This window comes from Xanthobacter albus (assembly GCF_043194895.2).
Classification (GTDB): domain Bacteria; phylum Pseudomonadota; class Alphaproteobacteria; order Rhizobiales; family Xanthobacteraceae; genus Xanthobacter.
This window is the reverse complement of record NZ_CM195532.1, coordinates 1,231,083-1,247,157: the sequence shown is the minus strand read 5'-3', so window position 1 is coordinate 1,247,157 and position 16,075 is coordinate 1,231,083. Positions and strand designations below refer to the sequence as shown.

Sequence of the window (16,075 nt, the reverse complement as noted above, 5' to 3'; positions counted from 1 at the left end):
TCCGCTCAGACCGGGCGGTTCTCGTTGCGGTTCTTCACCGGCTCCATCACCGCGAGGCCCTGCTCGAAGGTTATGGGCTCGAGATCCTCGTGCCAGGCGAGGGCGGCTTCCAGCACCACGTCGGTCTTGCCGCCGGTGTCGAGCTTCTTGATGTCGTTCTTGTCGATGCTGAGGAGATCGGTCATCTCCTTCCACACGGTGGATTCATCGCAGGGCAGAACGTAGAACAGCTTGTCGCCGACGCTGACGCGATAGCGCTTCAGGAAGTCGATGTTGTTGGCGAAGATGATGTACTTGCCGTCGGGCGAGAGCGCATCGCCGAGCACCTCGGCCACGTCCTTCAGGAAGGCGAAGTTCTGCAGGTAGCCGGCGAGCACCGGGATCGTGCTCTTGCCTTCCTCGCCGAAGGTGATCACCTGCTCCATGGTGTATTCCGGCGGGCGCTTCTCGTCGGCGAGCTGGGGCTGGAACTTCAGGGCGATGTCCCCGCGGAAGCCGAACCGGCCCGGCTTCGTCTGCTGCTTGAGCACGGCGTTGAGCAGGCGGCCATCCTTATCCAGCCGGCCCAGGGGGGTATCGTCGATCGCGGTCATATGAGGTCTCCGAGTGGTCACGCACGACGCTTCTTGGCACAGGTGGCGCGGCGCACGGCCTGCGCGGGCGCAAGCGCATCCCTCATGCAAGTGCTTTGCCGAAGGCCAATGTCGCAAAAGCGAAAGGCCGGCGCGGTCGAAACCACGCGGCGGCGGGCCCCCGGAGCCGCCCCCGCCGTGAGACGCAACCCCTTGGCCGTCCGCGCCTTTCAGCCGGGCGCCGGGCCGCGCGCCGCCTGCGACATCTCGCCCGGCGGACCGCGCGCGGCGCGGCGCGGAAAGCTGTCCGAAACCCAACACGCGTCGGAAACGCAACAGCCCCGCCGCGAAAAATTGATATAAATCAGTTCTTTGTCGTTTGGCACACCGATTGCTTCGACCTTGGCAAAGCGTACCCAGCACCGAAGGTCGAGCCGATGATCAATTTGACCGACAGCGCACTGCATGCCGTCCGCGAGGCCATCAGCAGCGCCCCAGAACCCATGGGTGGTCTGCGCATCATGGTCGAGGCCGGCGGCTGCGCGGGATACAAGTACATGATGGGCCTCGTCAACGACGGCGAGCCCGACGACACGGTGATCGAGCACGACGGCGTGAAGGTCTTCGTGGACATGAACAGCCACGACCTGCTCGCCGGCACCACCATCGACTTCGTCGTGGCCCTCGAAGGCTCCGGATTCACCTTCGACAATCCGAACGCCACCTCGAGCTGCTCCTGCGGCAAGTCCTTCGGCTGAGACCGAGCCCGGCAGCCTTGCCGGGCAATCTCACCAGAGCCTGAACGAAGCGAACCCCTCAGATAAAGGACAGTGCGATGTTGGCCGAGACCGAGGAGCTCAAGACCGAACAGCGCCAGCCCGCCACCGACCGGCAGGCCGAGCGAGAGGCGATCATCCGCGCCGTCATCGAGGAGGTGCGCCCCAACCTCAAGCGCGACGGCGGCGACTGCGAGCTGGTGGAGATCGACGGCAACAAGGTCATGGTGAAGATGACCGGCGCCTGCGTGTTCTGCAAGCTCGCCAGCGAGACCATCGAGGGCATCCAGTCCAAGATCGTGGAGCGCCTGGGCGAGCTGGTGCGCCTCATTCCCGTGGCCGGCAGCCTCAACAAGCCGCTCATCAGCCTGAAGGCCAAATCCATCTGAGGCCGCGCCCCCGGCGCGTCCCGCGCCGGGCGGTCCACCCGCCGGATCACGAGGGGATTTGCCGTGTCGCCCGTCTATCTCGACAACAATGCGACGACCCGGACCGACCCGGCGGTGGTCGAGGCCATGCTCCCCTTCTTCAGCGAGCATTTCGGCAACGCCTCCTCCACCCATGCCTTCGGCGAGAAGGTGGGCGAGGCGCTGAGGGCCGCGCGCCGCCAGCTCCAGGCCCTGCTGGGCGCCGCCCACGACCATGAGATCGTCTTCACCTCCGGCGGGACGGAATCCGACAACGCCGCCATCCTCTCCGCCCTGGAGAGCCAGGGCGACATCGACCCCGCCCGCACCGAGATCGTCACCACGCGGGTGGAGCACCAGGCGGTGCTGGCGCTGGTGGCGCACCTGGAGAAGACCCGCGGCATCACGGTCCACCAGATCGGCGTGGACCGCCAGGGCCGGCTCGACATGGACGCCTATGCCGCCGCCCTCGGCCCGCGCACGGCGCTCGCTTCGGTGATGTGGGCCAACAACGAGACCGGCACCCTGTTTCCCGTCGCCGAGCTGGTGCGGATGGCCCATGCCGCCGGCGCCCTCTTCCACACCGACGCCGTGCAGGCGGTGGGCAAGGTGCCCATGGACCTCAAGTCCATGGAGATCGACATGCTCTCCCTCTCCGGCCACAAGCTGCACGGGCCCAAGGGCATCGGCGCGCTCTATGTGAGGAAGGGCGTGAAGTTCCGGCCTCTCATCCGTGGCGGCCACCAGGAGCGCGGACGGCGCGGCGGCACCGAGAACGTGCCCGGCATCATTGGCCTCGGCGCGGCGGCGAACCTCGCGCTCGCGCACCTGGAGGAGGAGGGCACGCGCGTGAAGGCGCTGCGCGACCGCCTGGAGCAGGGCGTGCTGCAGCAGATCCCCCACACGCTGCTCAACGGCGAGCCCGGCAACCGCCTGCCCAACACCGCCAACATCGCCTTCGAATATCTCGACGGTGAGGCGGTGCTCACCCATCTCAACCGGGCCGGCATCGCCACCTCCACCGGCTCGGCCTGCACCTCCGGCTCCACCGAGCCCTCCCATGTGCTGCGCGCCATGGACCTGCCGGCCACCGCCCTGCACGGCGCCATCCGCTTCTCCCTCTCGCGCGAGAACACGACCGAGGACGTGGACCGCGCGCTGGAGGTGCTGCCGGACATCGTCACCAGGCTGCGGGACATGTCCCCGGCGTGGAAGAACCGGCAGGGCGCGCCGGCGGCCGCCCATGGCTGACACCATCCCTTCCTTCGTGCACGGGCCTGCCCAGGCCCCCCGCACACCCTTCCGGAATGACCGGCGGGCGGGCCCCGAGAATCCAGGGTGCCCCGGCCGTGGTCGCAGCGGCGCGTCGAACGCGATCCAGGAGCCCAACGTATGAAAATCATGCTTCGCCGTTCCCCGGAGATGGGTCTGTCGATCTATGTCCCGAAGAAGGACCTCGAGGAGCCGATCGTGGAGACCGAGCACGAAACCCTGTGGGGCGGCTGGATCAAGATCGCCAACGGCTGGGTGCTGGAGCTGCCGGAAATGCCGCCCGAGACCACCCTGCCGATCACCGTGAACGCCCGCAAGCGCGGCGAAGACGAGTAAATGCCATGAACCTGCCCCTCTCCCCCGGGGACGTCCTCAAGCTCGCCGACGCCGAGGCGGTTCTCGCCGACGTGGCGCGCGCGCTGCCTTCGGGCCGGATCATCCCCTATCTCGGACCCGCCGTCAGCGCGGGCGCGAACCCGGCCGTTCCCATGACGCCGGACGCCCTCGCGGCCTTCTTCGCCACCAAGGTGGCTCTGCCGAAGCGCGCCAAGGGCAATCCCTGGGCGGCGGCGCAGCACATCGAGGGCACGAAGCTCCGGGCCACCGTGGTCGCCCTGATGACCGAAGCCTTCACGCCTCGGCTGGAGCCGACCGCGCTCCATCGCCTGCTGGCGTCGCTGCCGCTGCCGGTGATCGTGGACACCTGGTACGACGGGACCATGCGGAGCGCGCTGCAGGGCCGCTCCGACTGGGGCGAGGCGCAGGGCATCAGCCGCGCCGGCATCGGCGAGGACCGCTGGTACCGCTTCTATGACGCGTCCGGGGCCGAAGCCACCCGCGAGGCGGCCGAGGGCTGGACCACCATCCTCTACACGCCCCACGGCAGCGTGGCTCCCGCCCGGAACTACCTCATCTCCGACGCGGACTATGTGGAGGTCCTGACCGAGATCGACATCCAGACGCCGATCCCCGATATCATCAAGCACCGCCGGACCGAACGCTCCTTCCTGTTCCTCGGCTGTCGCTTCCACGACCAGATGCTGCGCAACTACGCGCGGCAGATCAGCAAGCGCTCCGCCACCCCGCATTTCGCGCTGGTGGATCCGGACGAGCTCACGAAGAACGAGCTGAAGTTCCTTCTGGAGCACGCCATCACGCCCATCGCCATTCCCACGCCCCGCGCCATCGAGATCATCGTCGAGAACGCGAAGGCCTGAGGATGCCGTGATGAAGAAGGGGCCCGCCGGCGCGGCGGGCCCCTTCTGCGTTCCGGCCACCGCCGCCGCTGGCGCCTCCGTATTTTCCCGGAATGGCGGGCCGGCTCGACATGACATAGAGGGTGGGTTGTCCTGCGCTTTTTGTGCCTTTCGCGCACGTGTAACTTTTCCAACATGTCATGTGCGCCCAGTGGACGTGTTCGGAACGCGACAGCGACGCTTCGCGCCAAACCACTGAAAAAAATTACAGTTTTTCAGAATTCAAAGCTGGCACGCCAGTTGCTCCACTCCCTTCAGGATAAGTTTTTGGGATCCTGCTGAGAGCAAGGAGCAGAACCATGGACGCGACGACACAGCACGGAGACGCCGTCGGCGTTTCCGACCAGCTCGCGGATATCATGCAGGCGAAGGCCGAGCACCAGGGCTGCGGCACCTCGGGCGGTTCCGGCAAGGCGAGCTGCGGCTCTTCCGCCGGCCAGGGCGACCTGCCCACCGAGATCTGGGAGAAGGTGAAGAACCACCCCTGCTATTCTGAAGAAGCGCACCACCACTACGCCCGCATGCACGTTGCGGTGGCCCCGGCCTGCAACATCCAGTGCAACTACTGCAATCGCAAGTATGACTGCGCCAATGAGAGCCGGCCGGGCGTGGTCTCCGAGAAGCTGACCCCCGAACAGGCGGCGAAGAAGGTGCTCGCGGTCGCCTCCACCATTCCGCAGATGACGGTTCTGGGCATCGCCGGCCCCGGCGACCCGCTCGCCAACCCGGAAAAGACCTTCAAGACCTTCGAGCTGATCTCCAAGACCGCCCCGGATATCAAGCTCTGCCTCTCCACCAACGGCCTCGCCCTGCCGGACCACGTGGAGACCATCGCCAACTTCAACGTCGACCACGTCACCATCACCATCAACATGGTGGACCCGGAAGTCGGCGCGAAGATCTATCCCTGGGTGTTCTGGAAGCACAAGCGCTACACCGGCTACGAAGCCGCCAAGCTGCTCACCGACCGCCAGCTCCAGGGCCTGGAGATGCTCACCGAGCGCGGCATCCTGTGCAAGGTCAACTCGGTGATGATCCCCGGCATCAACGACAACCATCTGGTTGAAGTGAACCGGGCGGTGAAGTCGCGCGGCGCCTTCCTGCACAACATCATGCCCCTCATCTCCTCGCCCGAGCACGGCACCGTGTTCGGCCTCAACGGCCAGCGCGGCCCCACCGCCCAGGAGCTGAAGGCGCTCCAGGACCGGTGCGAGGGCGAGATGAACATGATGCGCCACTGCCGCCAGTGCCGCGCCGACGCCGTCGGCCTCCTGGGCGAGGACCGCTCGGCCGAGTTCACCACCGACAAGATCATGGCCATGGAGGTCAATTACGACCTCGAAAGCCGCCAGGCCTACCAGGCGCTGGTGGAGGAGGAGCGGGTCGCGAAGGTCGCCGCCAAGCAGGAGGAGCTCTCCTCCCTCGCCGGCGAGCAGAGCGACATCAAGCTCCTGATCGCGGTCGCCACCAAGGGCTCGGGCCTCGTCAACGAGCACTTCGGCCACGCCAAGGAGTTCCAGGTCTACGAGCTCTCCACCGCTGGCGCCAAGTTCGTCGGCCACCGTCGCGTGGACCTCTACTGCCAGGGCGGCTACGGCGAGGAAGACAGCCTGGAGACCATCATCCGCGCCATCAACGACTGCCATGCGGTGTTCGTGGCGAAGATCGGCGGCTGCCCGAAGGCGGACCTCGTCAAGGCTGGCATCGATCCCGTGGACCAGTATGCCCACGAGTTCATCGAGAAGTCCGCCATCACCTGGTTCAAGGACTATCTCGGCAAGGTGAAGAGCGGCGAGATCGAGCACGTCGTGCGCGGCGACGCCGAGATCCGCCAGGGCGCCCTCATCAGCGCCGCCTGACCTGCCGTGAAACACGGACCGGGGCGGGCCGGCAGCCGCCCGCCCCGGCGCCCGCGCGCAGCGCGCACGCCAACGAAGGACCAAAGCCATGGCGCTGAAGATCGTCGCCTCGCAATGCACGAGCTGCTCGGCCTGCGAGCCCGAATGCCCCAACGTCGCCATCTTCGAGAAGAACGGCACGTTCGTGATCGATCCCAAGAAGTGCACCGAATGCCTCGGTCACTACGACGTGCCCCAGTGCGCCGCCGTGTGCCCGGTGGACGACACCTGCATCATCGACACCTCCTATCCCCGCTACCAGCCGCCCGCGTAGGAGCAGCGCAGATGAACTTCACCCTGACCCCCGCCGCCAAGCGCTTCATCCGCCTCATGATCATGAGCGACGGCGGCCCCGGCGCCGGCTTTCGCCTCGCGGTCTCGCCCGGCGGCTGTTCGGGCCTCAACGCCGACATCTCCGTGCTGGCCGAGCCCACGCCGGGCGACGCGGTGGTGGAGCGCGAGGGCCTCAAGTTCTTCCTGCCGGCGGAAAGCCGCCTGCTGCTCGATGGCGTGACGGTGGACTTCACCGACAGTCCCGCCAAGACCGGCCTCGTGTTCCACGATCCCAAGGCCACCGGCACCTGCGCCTCGCACGCGCACTGAGCGGGCACGGAGCGCGGGGCATGAGCGGATTGGGGATGACGGCGGCCGTTCCGGACGACGACGCGGACGCGCTCACCCCCGAGGCGCTGATGGCGAGCGCCGTGATGGGCGGCGGGCTGCCGCCGCAGGCGGAGGCGCACCTGGAGCAGGCGGGCCTCTCCTACCAGCAGTCGGAGGTGGCGCTCACCCACCTGCGCGCCGCGCGGGAGATCGCCCCCGGCCATGTGGCGGTGCTGATCGGGCTCTACCGCTTCTACTTCTACAAGGGGCGGCTGGCCGAGTGCCTCACCGTCGCCCGCGAGTGCCTCGCCAAGGCGCAGCGGGAGACCAACCTGCCGGCGGACTGGCGGGACGTACGGCCGGGCGACGCGGAATTCTCCCGCTACGACCGGCTGATGCCCCGCTTCTTCATGTTCACCCTGAAGGGCTACGCCTATCTCAACATGCGCCTGGGCGCGCTGGAGGAAGGCCGGGCCGCGGCGGCGAAGCTCCTGGAGCTCGACCCCTCCGACAAGATCGGGGCCCGGCTGCTGATCGACGTGCTGGAACGGGCGGAAGCCGCCCGAGCGGAGCAGGACGATGACTGACGACATCGACGAGGCGAAGAACTGGCTCGGTGACGACATCGACTGCGCGGCCTGCGCCCATCGGGAGATGCTGGCCGCCGGCCGGTGCCGCCTGAAGCACGCCTGCGTCAACGACCGCTACGCGCGGCGCATCGACCGCTTCTTCAACTGGAACCCGGAGCTCGCCAGCGGCTACGTGCGGCATGAGCATTTCGAGGTGCGCGCCATCGCCGCCAAGCATGCGGACGTGTTCGTGCTGCCGCCGCTGCTCGACGACCCCGAGGAGACCGTGCGCTGGAACGCCGCCCGGCGCCTGCCCAAGCGGCTCATCCTGCGCCTGCGCACCGATCCGCACCGCGAGGTGCGCATCCGCATGGTCTCCCTGCTGGACGACGCCGAGCTGATCCCCATGCTCGTCGACCCCGATTATTACGTGCGCCTCGTGGTGGCGCGCCGGGTGGCCCCGCCCCTGCTCTCGCGCATCGTCAACGACCCGGAGGAGCAGGTGCGCAAGGTGGTGGCCCAGCGCCTGCCGGCCGAGTGGCTGCCGAACATGATGACCGACCCGGCCGCCACCGTGCGCCTGGAGGTGGCCCAGCGCCTGCCGCCGGACCTGCTCTCGGGCCTGATCCGCGATCCGGACTGGCGGGTGCGCCACGAGGTGGCGGGCCGCATCGGCCTCGACCACATCGACCCGCTCCTGGACGATCCCGACGAGTTCGTCCGGGAAGTGGCCCGCGCGCGCCGCGACGGCTGTTCGCCCCTGGTGAAGGAGATGCCGCGATGAGCAACATCGTCCGCGACAGTGACGTCGTCGAGATCACCGAGCCGCCCTACTTCTCCTTCGGCGAGAAGGTGAAGGCGAAGCGCGTGATCCGCAACGACGGCACCTATGCCGGCAAGGAGATCGGCGAGATCCTCGCCCGCAAGGGGGAGATCGGCTACGTGGTCTCCATCGGCACCTTCCTCCAGCAATTCTATATTTACGGCGTGGAATTCACCGAGAGCGGCAACCGCGTCGGCATGAAGCGCAAGGAACTCGAGCCCGCCAAGCCGCGGGACGAGGAAGACATTCCCCTGCCCGGAGCACCCAGCGCATGATGTTCGATCCCCGCCTCCCCAAGTACGACTGGGGCATGAAGGTGAAGACCCTCATCGAGCTGCGCAACGACGGCTCCTTTCCCGAGGCGCCGGAAGATGCGCTGCTGGTGGGCCTCGGCACGGTCGGCGAGATCGTGCAGGTGGGCACCCACACCGAGACCAACACCCCCATCTACCTGGTCGAATTCAACGAGCGCATGGTCATCGGCTGCCTCGAGGAAGAAATCGAGCCCGTGTGAGCGGCTCGCGGCCGGCGGACCCGCGCGAGAGAGAAGGCCGATGAGACCGCCCCCTCATCCCAATGATCTCGACCGCAAGCGGATCGAGCGGACGCTCAAGGGCCGCAAGCGCTACCGCTATGTGGAGCCGCGCGTGATGGCCGCCCCGGACGGCTACCGCATCGAGAGCGCCTGCTGCTCGCGCAACGTGGACCCGGAGGGCGGCGTGGTCGACATCGCCCTGCTCCGGTTCGATGCGGACGCCGGCAGTTGGCATCTTTTTCGCAAGAACCACAAGACGAAGACCTGGGAGTTCGACAGCACGCACGCGCGGCTCGCCGAGCTTCTCGTGCTTCTGAACGACGATAGCGAACGCAAGTTCTGGCAGTGAGGCGCCCCCGCCGCGGCGCGCCCCACCCGGCCATCCGGCGGCCTTGCGCAGCCAAAGCGGAGTTGAGCGGACATGGCAATGAGCGACACCGACTTGTCGGAAATCGAAAAGGTGCTGACGGCGCAGGATCTTGCCATGCCGGTGTTCAGCGAGCTGCGCGCCCGCCTGCCCAAGCTCTCCTGGACCCAGTGCGACGCCTCCGACATGACCGAGGCGCCGTTCCGCAGCTTCGCGGCGTTCGAGATCCACCTCATCGACACCTCCGACCACTGCGTGCAGATCACCTCCGATCCCGCCCGCGCCACCGGCGTCATCCTCGCCAAGAAGAACTGAAGACGGGAGCGCTGTGCGATGATCGACGACGACCTTGTCGCAGACCTGACGGACGATATCGGCGAGGATGCCGCCGAGGCGACCTTCATCCCCCTCTCCGACCCCGACATGACCGTGGCCGAGCTGGAGGCGGTGAACCTCGCCCTGCAGGCGCCCCGCCTGTCCGCCGGGCCGACGGTGGAGGCGTTCGAGGAAGCCTTCGCCGCCTATCTCGGCCGCAAGTATGCGGTGGCGGTGCCGAGCGGCACCATGGGCCTCCTGCTCACCCTCCACGCCTACGGCATCGGGCCCGGCGATGAGGTGATCGCCTCCCCCTATTCCTTCCGCGAGACCGCCCACGCCATCAGCCTGTGCGGCGCGCGCCCGGTATTCGCGGACATCGACTACTGGGCCGGCACCCTCGTGCCCGACAAGGCGGCCCCGCGCATCACCGAGAAGACCAAGGCCATCGTCGCCTGCAACAACAACGGCCATCCCGCGGCGTGGGACGGCCTGCGCGCCCTTGCCAAGGCGCACAACCTCATTCTCATCGAGGATTCCACCGAGGCCATCGGCTCGCGCTACAAGGACGCTCTGGTGGGCACCTTCGGCGACACCGCGGTGTTCGATTTCTCCCAGCCCTCGCCCCTCACCTGCGGCGAGGGCGGCATGGTGGTGACCGACGACATCGACGTGGTGGTGGCCCTGCGGCGCTTCCGCTCCCACCGGCTGGACGAGCGCTCCTCGGTGGTGGTGAGCATGACCGCGCCCTACCAGGCGCCCATGAGCGATGTCACCGCCGCGCTCGGCCTCGCGCAGCTGCAGCGCCTGGAGGAAATCCTGGAGCGGCGGCGCTATGTGGAGCACCTCTATTACAAATACGTCCAGTCGTTCGAGGGCATCAAGGACCCCTACATCGGCCCGGACGTGACCGAGGTGCACTGGTTCCTCTACGTGGTGCACCTGGGCACGCGCTTCTCCAAGTCGAGCCGCGACGCCATCGTGGACGACCTGAAGGTGGAGAAGGTGGAATCCACCGGCTACGCCAACCCGCTGCACCTGCAGCGCCACTATTTCGACCTCGGCTATCGCCGCGGCGACTATCTCGTCACGGAGAAGGTGGCCGACCGCGCCATTGCGCTGCCGTTCCACACCCACCTGACCGAAGACGAAATCGAGTTCATCGTCGCGACGATGAAGGATGCCTCGATCAATGTCGGGGCGGGCTCGGCCATCTACTAGGCCGTCGCCGCGCGGGAGGGTGCTCGCGTGGTGGAGCGCGCCGCCGTTCGGCGCGCCAAGAACATTCGCATCAATAATATTTGGAAATGACAGGAGTCGTTGATGTCCACCGTGACCATTAAGGTTCTTCCCGTTGGAAAGACCGTCGAGGCCGCCGAAGGGGCGAACCTGTTCGAGATCCTGACCTCGGTGGAGCCGCGCCTGCTCGACCGCCAGAAGGACGACAAGGACGGCAGCTATTCCCACGTCTTCGTCCAGGAAGGCCGCAAGGGCCTCTCCAAGACCAGCCGCGAAGAGAACGAGAAGCTGGATACCCTCGTCGGCGTGGGCTCCAAGTCGCGCCTCGCGTCCATGATCACCGTGCTCGGCACCGAGAATGTCACGGTGGAGCTGCTGGGCTTCGATTACGCCGGCCTCTGAGCCGCGCGACGGCCGGCGCCGCCCTCGGCCGCGCCGGCCGTCCCGCCCGAGCCGCCACCGGGCCGGAACGCTATTCCGCAACGCGGCGCGCATTCCCCATCACCCGTTCGAGGATCCCGCCGCGGCGCCCGTGCGCGCGCGATCGCGCCCGGCCGTCCGCCGCGCGGAGCAATCCCCGACGCGCGCCCTGGTATCGAACTTGCTTTGAAAACCTGTGCGGACACCGGACCTTCTCCCCGCCCCCTCGGGGCCGAAGGACCGGCGGACCCGATGACGCGAGCTGCGGCCGCGAGCCCCCTGCGGCAGAGGCCCACAGCCCGAAAATCCTGGGAGTGAAGAGATCCGCGCACGCGGAGATGGGAAGGCATGTCCCGCTCAAGGCCACCGGCGCCGCGCTGCGCCTGCTCGACTGCAAGAGCAGGCGGCACGCGGCGAAGCAAAGCCGACATGACTGGCGGGATCGGAACACGGGGCGCCGGATCAGCGGCGCCTTGTTCGAAAGTCTACAGGCAGACGCGTTTTCACCACGGAGAGCACAGATGGACAATCAGAAGGTCATCATCCACGCCCGCTTCTCGCCCAGCGGCAATGTCGTCGAAATCGGCCAACGGCCCTCGACCCTGCCGCCCCAGGAGTGGTTCAACTACCTGGCCGAGCACGCGGCCAATGCCTATCAGGCGCTGGCGGGCGGTCGCGGCGTGTTCCGCCTGGAACCGGCGCAGCTCGCGGAATTCAAGGCCCCCTTCGACTCGAAGGCCGCGTGACTGCATCGCTCGTAACTACGGCACCTCCTTTGCCGCAGCAATACGGGCAACTACGTAGTCACCTCCGCCCCGCGCCGTCTTCCCGGCGCGGGGCACCGTGCCTCACGCCTTCGCGATCCGGTCCGAAGCCGGCAACACTGGCAATCCGCGCGAGCCGCGACTAGCTTTGCAGTGAGGCGCCCGGCGGTGGAGGCCGCACGCAAGAGGCGCCTTCCCCGCGCGGGTGAGGAGGTTCCGTCCATGGTCGCCACCAGCGAAGTTCAGCTCGAAGCCCTGGATTGGCAGGGACGCCCCCTGCGCTGCCAGGATTGCCCGCACGAGGACATCCACGCCGAAGGCCGCTGCGATCTCGGCGCGGTGTGCGTGGCGGACCGCCGCCGCAAGCGCATCGACAATTTCTTCCGCCGCAACGAGGAACTGGCGGCGCGCTACCTGAACCATCCCTATTTCGAGGTCCGCGTGCTCGCCGCCCGCCACGCCAGCCTCTTCGCCATTCCCGCCCTGCTGGCGGACCCGGAGCCGGACGTGCGCGCCGAGGTGGTGGCGCGCCTGCCCGCGAGCCGCATCGCGGCGCTGAAGGCCGATCCCGAGCCGGAAGTGCGCATCGCCGTCGCGCGGCGGCTGGAGGGCGCGGCCCTGGTGCCCCTGCTCTCCGACGAGGATTACCGCGTGCGCATGGCCGCGGCCCGGCGCGCGCCGCCCGATGCCCTCGCCTTCAGCCTGCGCGACCCCGAAAGCGAGGTGCGCCGCGAAGTGGCTCGCCGCGTGGAGGAGCCGCAGCTTGCGCGCATGGCGGCCGATCCCGATCCGCTGGTGCGGATGGTGGTGGCCGAGCGCCTGCCGGAGGGCCGTCTGAAGCTGCTGCGCGACGACGCGGACATGCGCGTGCGCTTCGCCGTGGCCGAACGCGCCACCGATGCGGCCGATCTCGCCGCCCTGGCGGAGGACCCCGTCCCCGAGATTGCGGAACTGGCGCGGACGCGGCTCAGGCCCTGCTGACAGGCCGGATGCCATCCCTTCCGGGTGCGGCGCGGCATGTCATTGGCCGGCTTGATTTCGATTGGGGCGGATTTTACCGTGTCGTTTGCGCGACATGCTCGTGGTCGGTTTCGCGTTGCTGCCCCCGCACAGCTTTCGCACGGCGCCGCGCCCTTCCCGACGCGCTTCACGAGGCCTGACATGAGTGTGATCCCGCACGATTTCGGCGCCGACAAGCGCCGCACCCAGCGGCGCTTCCGCAAGCTCCTGAGCCTGGATGCCCTCCACGAGGCCAATGTGGAGGCGAACCCGCTGCCCTATCTGGAACGCGCCAGCGAGCGCATCTTCCAGCTGGAAAAGGCGCTGTTCGAGGCGGTGCTGGCAAGCCGCCCGGCCGCCGGCGAGGACGCGGGAGGCGAGACCGTCACCATCGATGCCGCCGAATATCGCCGCCTGCGCGCGGCGCTGGCGGTCATCGAGGCGGCCCACGCCCATTTCTCGACGGATGACGAGAACGACTTCTGACGCCTCTTCCGGCGCCCGCCGCGATGAACGGCGCTCATGTCGCCGAACCGCAGGATCATGGGGGGCCGAGCCTCAGCCCCAAAAGGGCGGCGCGGAGCGCGATCGAGAGCTCCGCGCCGCAAGGTGCGCGCCATCCCGGACGGTGACCCGCCCGGGCATTGGATAAGCGCGACGGCCGCTGGGGCCGCGCGAGATCCGGCTACGCCACAAACCATCGGGGCGTGCGCCCCGCCCCCCGCGCCGCTGCGGGAGTCCAGCGATAGAGATCGCCCCAGCCGCTCGCGGCCCGCCTCTGGTGGATGAACCCCTGCGCGCCCAGGGCCTCCGCGAAGCCCTGCCGGTCGCCCGCCTTCACGCTCGCGAGCACCGCCACGCCGAGCCCCTTCACCTCCCCCAGCAGGCCGGCGAAGAGGTCCGTGCCGCGGAAGGCCGGCGCCATGGCCGCATAGGCCACGTGAACGGCGGGATTGTTGCGCAGGCCCCATTCCAGGTCGTCCCGCCGCGCCAGCAGCGCGCCGACGATGCCGCGCTCGTTGTCGATGGCGATGGGGGAGAGGCCGGACGCGCAGCAGGCCGCCACCTCGGACAGGATCGCCTCCTGCTCGCGCTCGTCCTCGAGCCTGAAGGGCACGTCGGCGGAGACCCGGCGCAGCAGGCCCCACAATCCCTGCACATCGGCGAGCGAGGCCGTTCGCTGAGTCAATTCAGCCATCGCGCATGTCCAATATACGACCAATGAATTCCTGAAATTTATGGCGATGCCGCGCCTGCTGCAAGTTCAAAAAATTGATTTGGCGCAAATCGAATGCTTTGATCTAGACTTTCTCTCATCGGTGAACGGCGCCGGATGTGGCGCGGGGCCGGTTGGCAAGAACCTTGCTGAAGGCTCCCCATCCGGCCCGCGCCCGCGGGCGTTTCACTGGAGAAGGTGCATGTCGACCCCGGATGGCTTCTTTGTGGATTGGGACGGAAATCTCCGCAGCACGAGCGATCCGGGCGGGGGCTACCTCTGCGAAGCCGATACCGTTGCCCGCTATGTCGCCATCACCACCAAGACCGGCACGCTGGTGCACGAGGCCACCCTCTACAGGTCCGTGGCCGATGTGGAGAAGGCCGGCATCCGCGCCGGCCTGGTGCCGGGCTCCCACCCCTGGGGCAAGAAGGGGGACGGCTTCTGAGGCGCCACGGCGCCCGTCCTGTTCGCGGCGCCCCGGCCACGGCCGGGGCGCATCCGCAAACCGCCGAGCCGAGAGCTGAGCGATGCTGCCGACGACCATTCTCATCGACGAGGCGCCCCGCTGCGTGGTGCGCCCCAACGACATGAAGGCCCTCAACCGCTTCATCAAGAACGGCCGGGACTACCTGCTGGCCGGCCGGCCCGACGGCAGGATCACCCATCGCGGCGCCTCCGAGCCGGAGCTGGCCCGATGGCAGGAGGGCTTCGCGCTCCACAAGGCCTGGGGCGGGGAGGACGAGGATTTCTTCGGAGTGCCGCTGTAGAGCATTTTCAAGCGAAGCGGATGCCGGTTCGCGTGAAGAAAATGCGTTATTTCAATAATATAGATCAATTTCCGCGCGCTAGGGCGAGCGGGAAATGCCCGAGGTCAGGGGCGCGCGGCGTGGCCGGCGGTGTCGTGGGGATTGTCGCCGGTATTGCGCATCCAGTCCGCGAGCCGCGCCATGGCGCCGTAGAGCTCATCGCGCGCGGCCGGATCGGCCACCGTCTGGTCGAGCGCGCCGCGCATGCACAGCAGCCAGGCGTCCCGCTCCGCCGCGCCGATGGGCACGTGCATGTGGCGCTGACGCATGCGCGGATGGCCCTTCTGCGGGGAGTAGAGCCTGGGGCCGCCGGTCCATTCGGTGAGATAGCGCTTCAGGTCGCCCTTCAGGGGGGTGAGGTCCGGGGCGTGCAGCAGGCGGATCTCGCGGGCCTCGGGCAAATGGTCCATGCGGGCGTAGAATTCCTCCACCAGGCGGTCGATGGCCACCGCGCCGCCGATGCGCTCGTACATGCTTGGGGTGTCGGCTGCGTCGGACATCTTTTTCCTCGACCATTGGCGGGGCGGCGCTCCCGCTGGAAACCATGGGCGGAGCAAAGCCCCGGCCGGGCGGACGAAAACAGGTGCCGGCCCTCGGTGCAAGAGCGCGGCCAGCGGCGGCGCGCCGCAGCGCGCAAGCTCCCGCGCCTCCCGCGCTATTCCTCCATGCTGGGCAGGAGGACAACCTCCGCCGGCGCTCCCGGCCCTTGCGACTCCACGAAATCAAGAGCGCTGACAAGGGAGAGGCCTCCGTCGGCCTCCATCAGCACCACCGCCTCCCCCGGCATGCGGGAGAGGGCTTCCATGAGCTGCGCGACCGTCATGCCCGGGCTCCTCCGCGTCCTGTCCGCGCCGCCGTCAGCCGGCGGCGACCGGCGCTCCCGCCTCGTCGAAGGCGAGGATCACCGTTTCCTCGTCCATGGTCACCTCCGCCCGGCTCAGCCGGCCGTTGGCGTGGTAGTCGTAGCGATGCGCCAGCTCCACCTCGCCATAGACCATCTTGTCGAAGCCGGTGAGCATGCCGGCGGCGTCGAAATAGGCCCGGATGAAGGTGTTGCGATGCGTCAGGTGCTCCGCCTCGATGGGCTCCACCAGCTTGAAGGGCACCTTCACGCCGGTATAGGTGAGGAAGAAGCGGCAGGAACCGCCGCTTTCCGGGGCGCACCGCCCCGCCGCGTCAGAAGAAGTCATGAAAACCTGCGTGCCGGTTGAAGAAGAACCCCCGCGCCGATGGGG

At 68.0% G+C, this 16,075-nt stretch carries 26 protein-coding genes; 21 read left to right on the top strand and 5 right to left on the bottom strand.

The annotated features are described in order from the left end of the window. Positions 1–5: 5 nt before the first annotated feature. Positions 6–593: a hypothetical protein gene (locus tag V5F75_RS05625; protein WP_394033486.1), complete on the bottom strand. Its 588-nt coding sequence runs from the start codon at positions 591–593 to the stop codon at positions 6–8. Positions 594–1,009: 416 nt separating this feature from the next. Here V5F75_RS05625 and V5F75_RS05620 point away from each other — a divergent pair, with 416 nt between their 5' ends. From V5F75_RS05620 to V5F75_RS05530, 19 genes are all read left to right on the top strand, one after another. Next, the gene (locus V5F75_RS05620; protein WP_393989878.1) at positions 1,010–1,330 is read left to right on the top strand and encodes a HesB/IscA family protein; all 321 of its coding nucleotides are present in this window, start codon (positions 1,010–1,012) and stop codon (positions 1,328–1,330) included. Between the two features lie 77 nt (positions 1,331–1,407). Then, positions 1,408–1,737, top strand: coding sequence for a NifU family protein (locus tag V5F75_RS05615; RefSeq protein WP_394033485.1), 330 nt, complete (start codon positions 1,408–1,410; stop codon positions 1,735–1,737). Between the two features lie 63 nt (positions 1,738–1,800). Further along, complete coding sequence (gene nifS, locus V5F75_RS05610; protein ID WP_394033484.1) at positions 1,801–3,006, top strand: cysteine desulfurase NifS; 1,206 nt, start codon at positions 1,801–1,803, stop codon at positions 3,004–3,006. 141 nt (positions 3,007–3,147) lie between these two features. Continuing rightward, complete coding sequence (gene nifT, locus V5F75_RS05605) at positions 3,148–3,363, top strand: putative nitrogen fixation protein NifT (RefSeq protein ID WP_393989875.1); 216 nt, start codon at positions 3,148–3,150, stop codon at positions 3,361–3,363. A gap of 5 nt (positions 3,364–3,368) precedes the next feature. After that, entirely contained in the window at positions 3,369–4,244 is an 876-nt protein-coding gene (locus V5F75_RS05600) for an SIR2 family NAD-dependent protein deacylase (protein ID WP_394033483.1), read from the top strand. 338 nt (positions 4,245–4,582) lie between these two features. Next, entirely contained in the window at positions 4,583–6,142 is a 1,560-nt protein-coding gene (nifB, locus tag V5F75_RS05595) for a nitrogenase cofactor biosynthesis protein NifB (RefSeq protein WP_394033482.1), read from the top strand. Positions 6,143–6,230: 88 nt separating this feature from the next. Continuing rightward, positions 6,231–6,455 (top strand): 4Fe-4S binding protein, encoded by a 225-nt coding sequence (locus V5F75_RS05590; protein WP_394033481.1) that lies wholly within the window; start codon positions 6,231–6,233, stop codon positions 6,453–6,455. A gap of 11 nt (positions 6,456–6,466) precedes the next feature. Further along, positions 6,467–6,784, top strand: coding sequence for a HesB/IscA family protein (locus V5F75_RS05585; protein WP_394033480.1), 318 nt, complete (start codon positions 6,467–6,469; stop codon positions 6,782–6,784). 20 nt (positions 6,785–6,804) lie between these two features. Then, the gene (locus V5F75_RS05580; protein ID WP_394033479.1) at positions 6,805–7,371 is read left to right on the top strand and encodes a hypothetical protein; all 567 of its coding nucleotides are present in this window, start codon (positions 6,805–6,807) and stop codon (positions 7,369–7,371) included. Next, positions 7,364–8,137, top strand: coding sequence for a 4Fe4S-binding leucine-rich repeat protein (locus V5F75_RS05575; protein ID WP_394033478.1), 774 nt, complete (start codon positions 7,364–7,366; stop codon positions 8,135–8,137). Before V5F75_RS05580 ends, V5F75_RS05575 begins: the two co-directional genes overlap by 8 nt. Beyond that, a complete protein-coding gene (locus tag V5F75_RS05570; protein ID WP_394033477.1) occupies positions 8,134–8,451 on the top strand; it encodes a nitrogen fixation protein NifZ in 318 nt (105 codons plus the stop codon). Before V5F75_RS05575 ends, V5F75_RS05570 begins: the two co-directional genes overlap by 4 nt. Next, complete coding sequence (locus tag V5F75_RS05565; RefSeq protein ID WP_394033652.1) at positions 8,451–8,690, top strand: nitrogen fixation protein NifZ; 240 nt, start codon at positions 8,451–8,453, stop codon at positions 8,688–8,690. The genes V5F75_RS05570 and V5F75_RS05565 overlap by 1 nt, the downstream gene beginning before the upstream one ends. A 40-nt stretch (positions 8,691–8,730) precedes the next feature. Then, a complete protein-coding gene (locus tag V5F75_RS05560; RefSeq protein ID WP_394033476.1) occupies positions 8,731–9,060 on the top strand; it encodes a DUF3024 domain-containing protein in 330 nt (109 codons plus the stop codon). A 72-nt stretch (positions 9,061–9,132) separates the two neighbouring features. Continuing rightward, on the top strand, positions 9,133–9,393 hold the full coding sequence (locus V5F75_RS05555) for a DUF6129 family protein (RefSeq protein ID WP_394033475.1): 261 nt from the start codon (positions 9,133–9,135) through the stop codon (positions 9,391–9,393). A 108-nt stretch (positions 9,394–9,501) separates the two neighbouring features. Next, positions 9,502–10,614, top strand: coding sequence for a DegT/DnrJ/EryC1/StrS family aminotransferase (locus V5F75_RS05550; protein ID WP_394033651.1), 1,113 nt, complete (start codon positions 9,502–9,504; stop codon positions 10,612–10,614). A 102-nt stretch (positions 10,615–10,716) separates the two neighbouring features. Next, positions 10,717–11,034: a ferredoxin gene (locus V5F75_RS05545; RefSeq protein WP_393989865.1), complete on the top strand. Its 318-nt coding sequence runs from the start codon at positions 10,717–10,719 to the stop codon at positions 11,032–11,034. A gap of 539 nt (positions 11,035–11,573) precedes the next feature. Further along, positions 11,574–11,798 carry a hypothetical protein gene (locus V5F75_RS05540; protein ID WP_394033474.1) on the top strand — a complete coding sequence of 75 codons (225 nt, stop codon included), beginning with the start codon at positions 11,574–11,576 and terminating at the stop codon, positions 11,796–11,798. Between the two features lie 240 nt (positions 11,799–12,038). Then, a complete protein-coding gene (locus V5F75_RS05535) occupies positions 12,039–12,797 on the top strand; it encodes a 4Fe4S-binding leucine-rich repeat protein (RefSeq protein WP_394033473.1) in 759 nt (252 codons plus the stop codon). 180 nt (positions 12,798–12,977) lie between these two features. Then, positions 12,978–13,301: a hypothetical protein gene (locus V5F75_RS05530; RefSeq protein ID WP_394033472.1), complete on the top strand. Its 324-nt coding sequence runs from the start codon at positions 12,978–12,980 to the stop codon at positions 13,299–13,301. 199 nt (positions 13,302–13,500) lie between these two features. On the opposite strand, the gene V5F75_RS05525 is transcribed toward V5F75_RS05530, so the two are convergent. Continuing rightward, positions 13,501–14,013 carry a hypothetical protein gene (locus V5F75_RS05525; RefSeq protein WP_394033471.1) on the bottom strand — a complete coding sequence of 171 codons (513 nt, stop codon included), beginning with the start codon at positions 14,011–14,013 and terminating at the stop codon, positions 13,501–13,503. A gap of 220 nt (positions 14,014–14,233) precedes the next feature. On the opposite strand from V5F75_RS05525, the gene V5F75_RS05520 reads away from it, so the two are divergent. Together V5F75_RS05520 and V5F75_RS05515 are read left to right on the top strand one after the other, a co-directional pair. After that, positions 14,234–14,479 carry a hypothetical protein gene (locus tag V5F75_RS05520; protein WP_394033470.1) on the top strand — a complete coding sequence of 82 codons (246 nt, stop codon included), beginning with the start codon at positions 14,234–14,236 and terminating at the stop codon, positions 14,477–14,479. A gap of 82 nt (positions 14,480–14,561) precedes the next feature. Beyond that, positions 14,562–14,801 carry a hypothetical protein gene (locus tag V5F75_RS05515; RefSeq protein ID WP_393989859.1) on the top strand — a complete coding sequence of 80 codons (240 nt, stop codon included), beginning with the start codon at positions 14,562–14,564 and terminating at the stop codon, positions 14,799–14,801. A gap of 104 nt (positions 14,802–14,905) precedes the next feature. Here the strand turns inward: V5F75_RS05515 and V5F75_RS05510 are convergent, their stop codons facing one another. The 3 genes from V5F75_RS05510 to V5F75_RS05500 form a co-directional block, all read right to left on the bottom strand. Beyond that, complete coding sequence (locus tag V5F75_RS05510) at positions 14,906–15,340, bottom strand: group II truncated hemoglobin (RefSeq protein WP_394033469.1); 435 nt, start codon at positions 15,338–15,340, stop codon at positions 14,906–14,908. Positions 15,341–15,495: 155 nt separating this feature from the next. Then, on the bottom strand, positions 15,496–15,663 hold the full coding sequence (locus tag V5F75_RS05505) for a hypothetical protein (protein ID WP_393989857.1): 168 nt from the start codon (positions 15,661–15,663) through the stop codon (positions 15,496–15,498). A gap of 34 nt (positions 15,664–15,697) precedes the next feature. Then, a complete protein-coding gene (locus tag V5F75_RS05500) occupies positions 15,698–16,030 on the bottom strand; it encodes a DUF6156 family protein (RefSeq protein ID WP_394033468.1) in 333 nt (110 codons plus the stop codon). Positions 16,031–16,075: the final 45 nt, after the last annotated feature.